The organism is Streptomyces jumonjinensis, from assembly GCF_009600885.1.
Classification (GTDB): Bacteria; Actinomycetota; Actinomycetes; order Streptomycetales; family Streptomycetaceae; genus Streptomyces; species Streptomyces jumonjinensis.
The window spans coordinates 81,477-91,474 of the sequence record NZ_VCLA01000117.1; the positions used below are offsets into that span (position 1 = coordinate 81,477).

The following is a 9,998-nucleotide window of genomic DNA, read 5'->3' on the forward strand; positions in this document are numbered from 1 at the left end:
GGAAAGTTTCACCGTGACCGTCACTGAATTGGTGTCGTACGAGGCGGCCCTCGCCGGCTACGACCCGGTCATGGGCCTTGAGGTCCATGTCGAACTCGGTACCAAGACCAAGATGTTCTGCGGCTGCTCCACCGAGCTGGGCGCCGAGCCCAACTCGCAGACCTGCCCGACCTGTCTTGGCCTGCCCGGATCTCTCCCGGTCGTCAACGCGATCGGCATCGAGTCCGCCATCAAGATCGGTCTCGCGCTGAACTGCGAGATCGCCGAATGGTGTCGCTTCGCCCGGAAGAACTACTTCTATCCGGACATGCCGAAGAACTTCCAGACCTCCCAGTACGACGAGCCCATCGCCTTCAACGGCCATCTGGACGTCCAGCTGGAGGACGGTGAGATCTTCCGGGTGGAGATCGAGCGCGCCCATATGGAGGAGGACACCGGCAAGTCGACCCACGTCGGCGGCGCCACCGGCCGTATCCACGGCGCGTCCCACTCCCTGCTCGACTACAACCGGGCCGGCATCCCGCTGATCGAGATCGTCACCAAGCCGATCACCGGTGCGGGCGAGCGCGCTCCCGAGGTCGCCAAGGCGTACGTCGCCGAACTGCGCGAGCTCATCAAGGCGCTCGGCGTCTCCGAGGCCCGGATGGAGATGGGCCAGATGCGCTGCGATGTGAATCTGTCGCTGATGCCCAAGGGCTCCACCACGTTCGGCACCCGTAGCGAGACCAAGAACGTCAACTCGCTCCGTTCCGTCGAGCGCGCCGCCCGGTTCGAGATCCAGCGGCACGCGGCGGTGCTGGAGTCCGGCGGCACGATCGTCCAGGAGACCCGTCACTTCCACGAGGAGGACGGCTCCACCACGGCCGGGCGCATCAAGGACAACGCCGAGGACTACCGGTACTTCCCGGAGCCCGACCTGGTCCCCGTCGCCCCCGCCCGTGAGTGGGTGGAGGAGCTGCGGACGACCCTGCCCGAGCTGCCGCGGCTGCGCCGCAACCGGCTCCGCGAGGAGTGGGGCGTATCCGAGCACGACATGCAGTCGATCCTCAACGCGGGCGCGGTCGAGCTGATCGTCGCCACGATCGGCGCGGGCGCCCCGTCCGACCAGGCCCGCAAGTGGTGGATGGGCGAGCTGGCGCGTAACGCCAATGAATCCGGCCGTGCGCTGGACGAGCTGCCCATCACCCCGGAGCAGGTCGCCCGGGTGGCCGCGCTGGTCGCCTCGGGCGATCTGAACGACAAGCTGGCCCGTCAGGTCATCGAAGGCGTGCTCGCGGGCGAGGGCGACCCGGACACCGTGGTCGACAAGCGCGGACTGAAGGTCGTCTCGGACGAGGGCGCGCTCGGCACGGCCGTGGACGAGGCCATCGCCGGGAACGCGGGCATCGCGGACAAGATCCGTGGTGGAAAGGTGGCGGCCGTGGGCGCGCTGGTCGGCGCGGTCATGAAGGCCACCCGGGGCCAGGCCGACGCCGCTCGCGTCAAGGAGCTGATCCTGGAGAAGCTCGGAGTGAGCGAGGGCTGAGGCCCCTCGCCCGCCCCGAAGCGCGCCCCGCCCCGGTCCCAGGACCGGGGCGCGGGCAGACTGGAACCGCCGAGGCGGCCCGCACCACCGCGGTGCGGGCCGCCTCCGCCGTCCCGCCGCCCCTGCCGTCCCGCGCTGCCCCGCCCGTACTGCTCTCCCGTACCCCGCCCGCAGCCGCCGACCGTCCCCGCTCACCCCACGGCCCCGCCGCCCACGGTGCGTCCTAGGTCGTGTCTTCAAAGTCCCGTCTGCCTGGCGGGGTCTGGCACCGCACCTCTCCCCCGTAGCCCTGCGGGCACGGGAGGTGCCCCCAGCGTTGTCGTCAGTCGCCAATGGCCCCCTGGGCCTGGCGGCCCGGGGGGACCCCCATCCGGGCGGACGACGCTACTTTGAAGACACTCCCTAGTGCCGTATCCCCAACCCCGGCAGCAGCAGCTCGCCCCGGTCCTTGCAGCTCACATCCCGCGCCCGCAGCTCCTTCGGGTCGCTGGTGCCCCTGGCCCGCAGCTCGGCTATCGCCAGCCGGGCCGCCTCCGCCGTCTCCCGGCGCTCCGGATCCGGGAACTCCGCCTGCCACCAGCCCCGGTCCCGCGACTGCCAGCCGCGCGAGCGCATCAGCCGGGCGCGCTCCGGGCTGTCCTCGCCGTCCCGGTCGTCCACCGAGACATGGAGCCCCTCCGCCAGCGCGTACGAGATCTGCAGCTGACGCCCCCGATCGGCCCCGCTGGTCAGTGAGAACCCCGCCCAGTCATCCCCCACCTGCACCGGCAGCTGCTCCACCCAGGCCGCGAGCATCAGCTCCAGCGCGCTCTCGAAGTGGCAGAGGGAAGGGGCCATCCGCCCGCCCGTGCGCCGGGCCGGACGCTCACCGGGGCCGGTGCGGTCCAGCTGCCAGATGTACGGCAGCAGATCGAAGTCGTGCGGCTCGTCCGCCGACCAGGCGCCGCCCCAGTCGAAGGTGCGCATCTCCCCGGACTCCAGGGCGTCCGTGTCATGGACGGAGAGCCGGGCGCGATGGCGGTCCCCGGCGAGCAGGACGATCCGCCGCTCGTCCCGCCAGCGGACATTGGGGCCATGAGCCGAGCCGCCGTAGAGCGTCGGCTCCCCGATCCGGTCCACCACCGCCTCGTACACCCCACGGAAGGACTCCCGCCGCTCCCGGAGCGAAGCACCCGGCTCATGGGCGAGCACCGGCACCGGTCCATGGCCCGCATACGCCTCCGGCGTCTCGTACAGCGCCCGGGCGAACTCCGCGGCCTCGCCGGGCGTCGGCAACCGGCCGGTGCCCGCGGCTCCCGTGGTCTCCATGCCGTCCATCGTGCCAGCCCGCACCGACAACGGCCGCTGCCCGCCGCAGGGTTCACCGCCCGCGTGCGCCCCCGACCCGTACCCCGGACCGCGTACCGCTGTGAGTATCCCCACGAAAGAACGGCCAGCGGACAAAGGATCATCGTTCGCTGACAGAGTGTTCCCCACCAGGTCATGAGTTCTTTGCGGGTGTTCCCGGCCGAAGATCCACGAACCCCCAGGGAGCACGTCCGTTGGCAGCCATCGCCCGGTGGTGCATCACGCACCGACTCGTCACCGTACTGCTCTGGGCACTGGCCTGCGCGGGCGTCTCCCTCGCCGCGGTCGCCGCCGGAACCGCCTACTCCAACGACTACGACGTCCCGGGCACCGAGTCCGGCCACGCCGCCCGCCTCCTCGACCAGGGCTTCCCCCAACTCGCCGGGGACGGCGACACCATCGTCTGGCACACCGAGGACGGCGACGCCCGCGCGCCCGCGGTCCGAGAGCGGATGACCCGCATGCTGGACGCCGTCGCCGGACTCGACTCGGTGGCCGCCGTCACCGGCCCCTACGAGGCGGGCGGTGCCGCCCGCGTCAGCCCCGACGGCCGGACCGCGTACGCCACCGTCACCTTCGACGAGCCCGCTCAGGACATACCCGCACCCCGGATCGAGAAGGTCGTCGACACCGCGCGGTCCGCCGCCACCGACCGGATCCAGGTCGAGCTGGGCGGCCCCGCGGTCGGGCTCGCCGAGACCCCCGGCGGATTCACCGCCGAGATCGTCGGCGTCGCCGTCGCCGCCGTCGTGCTCTTCCTCGCCTTCGGATCGCTCGCCGCCAGTCTGCTCCCGATCGCCACCGCTCTCGTCTCCGTCGGCACGGCCTACGCGGGCACCGTGCTCCTCGGCCACGCCATGACCGTCGCCGACTTCGCCCCGATGCTCGGCATGCTCATCGGGCTCGGCGTCGGCATCGACTACGCCCTCTTCATCGTCACCCGGCACCGCAAGGGCCTGCGCGCCGGACTGCCGGTCGCCGAAGCCGTGCGCGAAGCCGTCGCCACCACCGGCCGTGCGGTGGTCTTCGCCGGAGCCACCGTCTGCATCGCCCTGCTCGGGATGCTCATCCTCCGCCTCGACTTCCTCGACGGCGTGGCCATCGCCGCCTGTCTGACCGTACTGCTCACCGTCGCCGCGTCGATCACCCTGCTGCCCGCCCTGCTCTCCCTCATCGGCATGCGCGCTCTGAGCTCCCGCGAACGACGGCGTCTGCGGGACCACGGGCCCCTGTCCGAGACCCCGACCGGATTCGCCGCCCGCTGGTCCGCGTTCGTGGCGAGACGGCCCGCCGCGCTGGGGACCGTCGCCGCCGCCGTCATCGCCGTACTGGCGCTGCCCGCCTTCTCCCTCCACCTCGGCACATCCGACCAGGGCAACGACCCCGCCACCGCCACCACCCGCAAGGCGTACGACCTGCTGGCGCACGGCGGCCCCCGGAGCGAGGGCTTCGGCCCCGGCGTCAACGGACCGCTCACGCTGGTCGCCCGCATCGACGGCGCCGGCGACCGGAGGGCGATGGACCGGCTGCCCGGCGCTCTCCGGGACGCCCCGGGAGTGGCGTCGACCGGCCCGGTCGTCTACAACCGCGACGGCGATACGGCGCTGCTCACCGTCGTACCGGACTCCTCGCCCCAGTCCCGCGCGACCAGCGATCTCGTCGACCGGCTCCGCGGCGACCTGCTGCCCGCCGCGGTCGGCGACGCCCCCCTGAAGGTGTACGTCGGCGGTGTGACCGCGGGCTACGACGACTTCGCGGACGTCATCGTCGGCAAGCTGCCCCTCTTCGTCGGCGTCGTCGTCGCCCTCGGCTGTCTGCTGCTGCTTCTCGCCTTCCGCTCGATAGCCGTCCCCCTGAAGGCCGCCGTGATGAACGCGGCGGCCGTGGCCGCCGCCTTCGGCGTCGTCGTCGCGATCTTCCAGTGGGGCTGGGGCAGCGAACTGATCGGCCTCGGCAGCGCGGGCCCGATCGAACCGTTCCTGCCGGTCATCATGGTCTCCGTGCTCTTCGGACTCTCCATGGACTACCAGGTCTTCCTGGTCAGCCGGATGTACGAGGAGTGGCTCGCGACCGGCGACAACCGCAGGGCGGTACGGGTCGGACTCGCCGAGACCAGCCGGGTGATCAACTCCGCCGCCGTGATCATGATCGCGGTCTTTCTCGCCTTCGTCCTCACCGGCGACCGGGTCATCGCCATGTTCGGCATCGCGCTCGCCGCCGCCGTGGCGCTGGACGCCTTCGTGCTGCGTACGCTGCTGGTGCCCGCCCTGATGCATCTGCTCGGCGGAGCGAACTGGTGGCTGCCGCGGTCGCTGGCGCGACGGCTGCCCCGGATCAGCGTCGAAGCGCCCCGCCGCGAGGGACATGCGAGGATTCCTGAGCAGCGCACAAGTGGGAACGAACAGCTTGTGCCGTGACAGCTCCGGAGGAAAGACCACGATGTTCGCCATACCCCTGGGACCCCTGCGTCCGACCTCGGCCTCTGCCGGCGACGAGAGCGCGGAACTGCGTCCTCTGGAGCCCTGGAAGGCTGAGGAGTTCCTCGCCCATATGGACCGGGGACGGGAGTACATCGGCGAGTACATCGGCCTCCCGGACGTCGTCGCCGACCTCGACTCGGCGCGCGGCTACCTCCAGCTGTACGCGGACCGGCAGGCCGCCGACAGCGGACGGCTCTACGGCATCTGGCTGGCGGGAACGCTGGTCGGCGGGGTTCTCTTCAGGACCTTCGACGCGGCTGCGGGCACCTGCGAGGTCGGCTGCTGGCTGGAGCCGGCCGCCGTGGGGCGCGGACTGATCACCCGGGCCGCCCGGGTGATCATCGACTGGGCCGTTGTGGAGCGGGGCATCCACCGGGTCGAATGGGTCGTCTCCAGCGAGAACGGCGCCAGCGTCAAGGTCGCCGAGCGGCTGGGGATGACCCGGGACGGCGTGCTGCGCCAGTCCTACGCCTACCGAGGCGTACGGCACGACATGGAGGTCTGGTCGGTGCTGGGGCCCGAGTGGCGGAAGTCGCGCGCGATCGCGGCGGACGCTCGTTGAGGCTCTTTGTTAAGGGGACTCTCAGACGGGCCGCCTAGCGTGCGCCGAATGAACCCCACGGAGACCGAGAAGAACACCGACGCGACGAACCGGAAGGACGCCGAGGACACCGCCCGGCCGACGGAAGCGGTAGCGGTAGCGGAACCGGAGGCCACGGGCGCCGCCGCGGCGGACCGGACGGCCGGGCCCGACGCCTCCGCTGACGCCCCCGCCGCGCCCGCTGACGAGGACGGCGCCGAGGGCATCGAGGACGCCGACGACGGTGGGATACCGGAGGAGAAGCCCCGGGAGTCCTCCGGTCTGCTGTCCGCCGCGGCCGGCGTCGTCGCCACCGCGCTCGGCGTCGTGGGTCTCAGCGGAAGCTGGGTCGGCCAGGTCGCCGCGGAGCGCCAGACCCTCCTCGGCCAGCTGGAGAGCTCCCAGGGGGGGAGCGTCGCCGAGCAGATCTCCGCCGTCTACGGAGACGCCTGGCACACCACCGCCCTGGTGAACGGGATCTTCGCGCTCCTCGCGCTGATCGTCGGAGTCACCGTGCTCACCCGGCCGGGCCGACCCGGCTGGGTACGGGCCTGCGCCGTCGCCGGAGCAGTGCTCGGCGGCATCGGAATCCTCGCCTCCGTCAGCATGTACTTCGACCTCATCCTGGCGCTCCCCCAGGGCGGCTCCTAAGCCGTGTCCCCGGGCCTTACCCGGCCCGATCCGACCCCGACCCGGGCCTGACCCGACCCCGACCCGGGCCTGACCCGACCCCGACCGGGCCCGACCCGGGCCTTTACCCGGACGAAAGACCCTGGCCAGGGCCGCCTTAGGGCGGCGAGGCCCCGGGGACCCCGCCGCCTCCGGCGTCCTAAGGCCCCCGCCCCCGCGAAGATGCGGCAGCCTCCCGATGCGGCCCGCCCGCCTGGTGGACGAGATTGGTGATCCGGCAGAACGCCGGACCGATCCGGACCCCAGGGAGAACGACATGTTCCAGTACCGCCTTCAGGAGCTGCGCAGCGCCGAGCTGATCGAGCGGGCCGAGACCCGCCGACTGGCCCGGCAGGCACGCCGGGCCCGCCGTGCCGCGAAGCATCCGGCCCAGGACGGGGAGGGCCGGGTGAGCGGCCTCCGTGAACGGTTCGCCCGGGCCGCCTGACCAGGGGTTCCGATCACCATCGCCCCGGCGGCGGCTGCCGCGCTGTCAGACCGCTGTGCCATGCTCGACGCCGTGGAGACAAGATCCGTCAGCCCCGTGTTCGTGGGGCGTGCCGGTGAGCTGTCCGTGCTCACCGACGCGCTCATCCATGCCTCGGGCACACCGGACGCCCCGGCGGACGCCCCGGCGGGCGTCCGGTCCGCCGGAGCGCCCCAGGCCCTCCTCATCGGCGGCGAGGCGGGCGTCGGCAAGACCCGGCTCATCGAGGAGCTGCTCGCCGAGGCGGCCCGCAGGGACGCCGTCGTCGCGGTCGGCGGATGCGTCGAGATCGGCGCGGACGGACTGCCGTTCGCGCCCTTCTCCAGCGCGCTGCGGGCGCTCGACCGCCGGCTGCCCGGAGAGCTGGCAGCCGCCGCCCCCGGCCAGGAGGGCGAGCTCGCCAGGCTGCTGCCCGAGCTGGGCGAGCACCACCGGAGCGAGCACGGCAGGCACGACGAGGAGGGCCTGGCACGCCTCTTCGAGCTGACCGCGCGGCTGCTGGAGCGGATCGCCGCCGACCGTACGGTGGTGCTGGTCCTGGAGGACATGCACTGGGCGGACGCCTCCACCCGCCATCTGCTCGCCTATCTCTTCCGCACGCTGCGCCGGGGGCGGCTCGTCCTCGTCGCGACGTACCGCTCCGACGATGTGCACCGCCGTCACCCGCTGCGGCCCTTCCTCGCCGAACTGGAGCGGATGCGCACGGTCCAGCGCATCGAGCTGACCCGGTTCAGCCGGACCGAGGTCCACCGCCAGCTCGCGGGCATCCTCGACGCCGAACCCGAACCGGCCATGGTGGACCGCGTGTTCGAGCGCTCGGACGGCAACGCCTTCTTCGTCGAGGAGCTCGCCCGCAGCATGGCGGACGGCTGCACCCGCGGACTCTCCGACTCGCTCCGCGACATCCTGCTCGTCCGCGTGGAGGCGCTCTCCGAGGACGCCCAGAGCGTCGCCCGCATCGTCGCCGAGGGCGGCTCCACCGTGGAGTACGGACTGCTGCGCGCCGTGGCCCGGCTCTCCGAGGACGACCTCATCGAGGCGCTGCGGGCCGCGGTCGGCGCGAACATCCTGCTGGCCACAGCGGACGGCGACGGCTACCGCTTCCGGCACTCCCTCGCGCGCGAGGCCGTCAGCGACGACCTCCTTCCCGGCGAGCGCTCCCGGCTCAACCGGCGGTACGCGGAGGCGCTGGAGGCCGATCCCGGGCTGGTGCGCAGGGACGAGCGGGCCACCCGCCTCGCCAGCTACTGGTACCAGGCCCATGTCCCGGTCAAAGCCCTGCCCGCCGTGCTCCGCGCCTCCGTCGCGGCCCGGCTGCGCCATGCCTACGCCGAGCAGCTCCGGCTGCTGGAGCGGGCCATGGAGCTCTGGGAGTGCGTCCCCGACGAGATCCGGGCCCAACTGCGGCCCCTCGATTACGCGGAGGCGTATCCGGCGTGCGGCTGCGACCCCGAGACCACCCCGCTGCGCTTTCTCGATCTGATGGCGGAGGCCACCGTCGCGGGGCGGCTCAGCAGCGAGCGGGAGCGGGCGCTGAAGATCACCAAGCGCGGTCAGCGGCTCGCCGCCGCCGAGGGGGACCCGCTCCGGGCCGCCTGGTTCGCCGTGGAGCGCTCCCGGCTGGTCTCCGCCCTCGGCCGGGGCGACGGCTGGGCCGAACTGGCGGAGGCGCAGGAGCTGGTGCGCGGGCTTCCGCCCTCCGCCGTGCACGCGGAGGTGCTCGCCGAGGCCGCGGGCTGGCAGCGGCTGCACGCCCCCGGCCCCGACACCCTGGCGACGGCCGAGCGCGCCGTGGAGTACGCCCGGATGGTCTGCGAGGAGGAGATCGAGCTGCGGTCCCGGGTCGTGCTCGGTGTGCTGATGGCCGACGCCGGCGACATCGACGCCGGGATAGCCGAGCTCCACGCCGTCCGGGAGCGGGCGATCTCCCTCGGACTGCCCACCCTCATCGGCCGCGTCCATGTGAACCTCCCGGCCCTGCTGGAGAACGTCGGCCGCTCACAGGACGCCGTGGATGTGATGGCCGAGGGCATCGAGCTCGCCGACCACTACGGTCTGGTGGACTACGAGGCGTGGATTCTGGGCAACCTGTCCGAGTCGTACTACAGCCTGGGCCGCTGGGACGAGGCCGTCACCGCCGCCGAGCGGGCGCTACGGGTCGGTCTGAGCCCCAAGCCCCGGGGCTTCGCCGCCGTCCAGCTCGCCCACCTCGCGCTCGCCCGGGGCGATGTGGCCGGGGCTGGCGAATGGCTGACGGCGGCCCGCGCCCACTTCGGGGAGCACGATCCGATGCCGCAGTCCTCGCTGCCGCTGGCCGTCGTCGGGCTCGGCGTGGCGGCGGCGCAGGGGCGGATAGCGGAGGCCCGGGCCGAGTTCGAGCGGGCGGCGCGGGACGGCTTCCCGCCCGGCAGCCAGCGGTACGCCTGGCCGCTGCTGCGCGCCGCTGCGGCGCTGGAGGCCGACACCCGGGGCCTGCCCGCGGCGGAAGCGGGCCGCGCCGGGGCACTGGACCTCATCCGCGAGCGGGCACGCCCGCTCGCCGCCGCCGTACCCGTCTGGGCGGCCCATGAGCGCTGGGTACGGGCCGAACTGAGCCGCGCGGAGGGCCGGGACACCGCCGGGGACTGGGCGGAGGCGGCCCTGGCCTTCGAGAGCGTCGACTTCCCCCATGAGCGGGCGATGGTACGGGCACGCCGGGCGCAGGCCCTCCTGCCCTCGGACCGCGAGCTGGCCGGAGAGCTGCTGCGGCTGGCGGGGGAGAGCGCCCGCGTGCTGGGCGCGCGTCCGCTGGCGGAGGACATAGCCCTGCTGGCGCAGCACGCCCGTCTCTCCCTGACCGCCGGTCCGGCCCCCGGTCCGGCCGCTGCCCCGGCCAAGGACCGTCCCGGGCCGGCGCTGGGGCTGACCCCG

Annotated in this window: 7 protein-coding genes; 6 read left to right on the plus strand and 1 reads right to left on the minus strand. The window is 73.0% G+C overall.

The window, feature by feature from the left end:
* Positions 1-13: 13 nt before the first annotated feature.
* Positions 14-1,525, plus strand: a complete 1,512-nt coding sequence (gene gatB / locus FF041_RS13695) for an Asp-tRNA(Asn)/Glu-tRNA(Gln) amidotransferase subunit GatB (RefSeq protein ID WP_323391840.1) — start codon at positions 14-16, stop codon at positions 1,523-1,525.
* 402 nt (positions 1,526-1,927) lie between these two features.
* Here gatB and FF041_RS13700 read toward each other — a convergent pair whose 3' ends face one another.
* Positions 1,928-2,842 (minus strand): hypothetical protein, encoded by a 915-nt coding sequence (locus FF041_RS13700; RefSeq protein WP_407698152.1) that lies wholly within the window; start codon positions 2,840-2,842, stop codon positions 1,928-1,930.
* Between the two features lie 224 nt (positions 2,843-3,066).
* On the opposite strand from FF041_RS13700, the gene FF041_RS13705 reads away from it, so the two are divergent.
* From FF041_RS13705 to FF041_RS13720, 5 genes are all read left to right on the plus strand, one after another.
* Complete coding sequence (locus FF041_RS13705; protein WP_153523088.1) at positions 3,067-5,289, plus strand: MMPL family transporter; 2,223 nt, start codon at positions 3,067-3,069, stop codon at positions 5,287-5,289.
* A 22-nt stretch (positions 5,290-5,311) separates the two neighbouring features.
* Positions 5,312-5,914, plus strand: coding sequence for a GNAT family N-acetyltransferase (locus FF041_RS13710; protein ID WP_153523089.1), 603 nt, complete (start codon positions 5,312-5,314; stop codon positions 5,912-5,914).
* A 48-nt stretch (positions 5,915-5,962) separates the two neighbouring features.
* Complete coding sequence (locus FF041_RS13715; protein ID WP_153523090.1) at positions 5,963-6,583, plus strand: hypothetical protein; 621 nt, start codon at positions 5,963-5,965, stop codon at positions 6,581-6,583.
* 295 nt (positions 6,584-6,878) lie between these two features.
* Positions 6,879-7,049 carry a hypothetical protein gene (locus tag FF041_RS37835; RefSeq protein WP_194292016.1) on the plus strand — a complete coding sequence of 57 codons (171 nt, stop codon included), beginning with the start codon at positions 6,879-6,881 and terminating at the stop codon, positions 7,047-7,049.
* Between the two features lie 60 nt (positions 7,050-7,109).
* A partial coding sequence (locus FF041_RS13720; protein ID WP_153523091.1) for an ATP-binding protein occupies positions 7,110-9,998 on the plus strand: 2,889 nt, incomplete at its 3' end.

Coding starts and splice junctions, on each gene's coding strand:
- FF041_RS37835 (WP_194292016.1), top strand. CDS start 6,879: ATGTTCCAGTACCGCCTTCAGGAGCTGCGCAGCGCCGAGCTGATCGAG.
- FF041_RS13715 (WP_153523090.1), top strand. CDS start 5,963: ATGAACCCCACGGAGACCGAGAAGAACACCGACGCGACGAACCGGAAG.
- FF041_RS13710 (WP_153523089.1), top strand. CDS start 5,312: ATGTTCGCCATACCCCTGGGACCCCTGCGTCCGACCTCGGCCTCTGCC.
- FF041_RS13700 (WP_407698152.1), bottom strand. CDS start 2,842: ATGGACGGCATGGAGACCACGGGAGCCGCGGGCACCGGCCGGTTGCCG.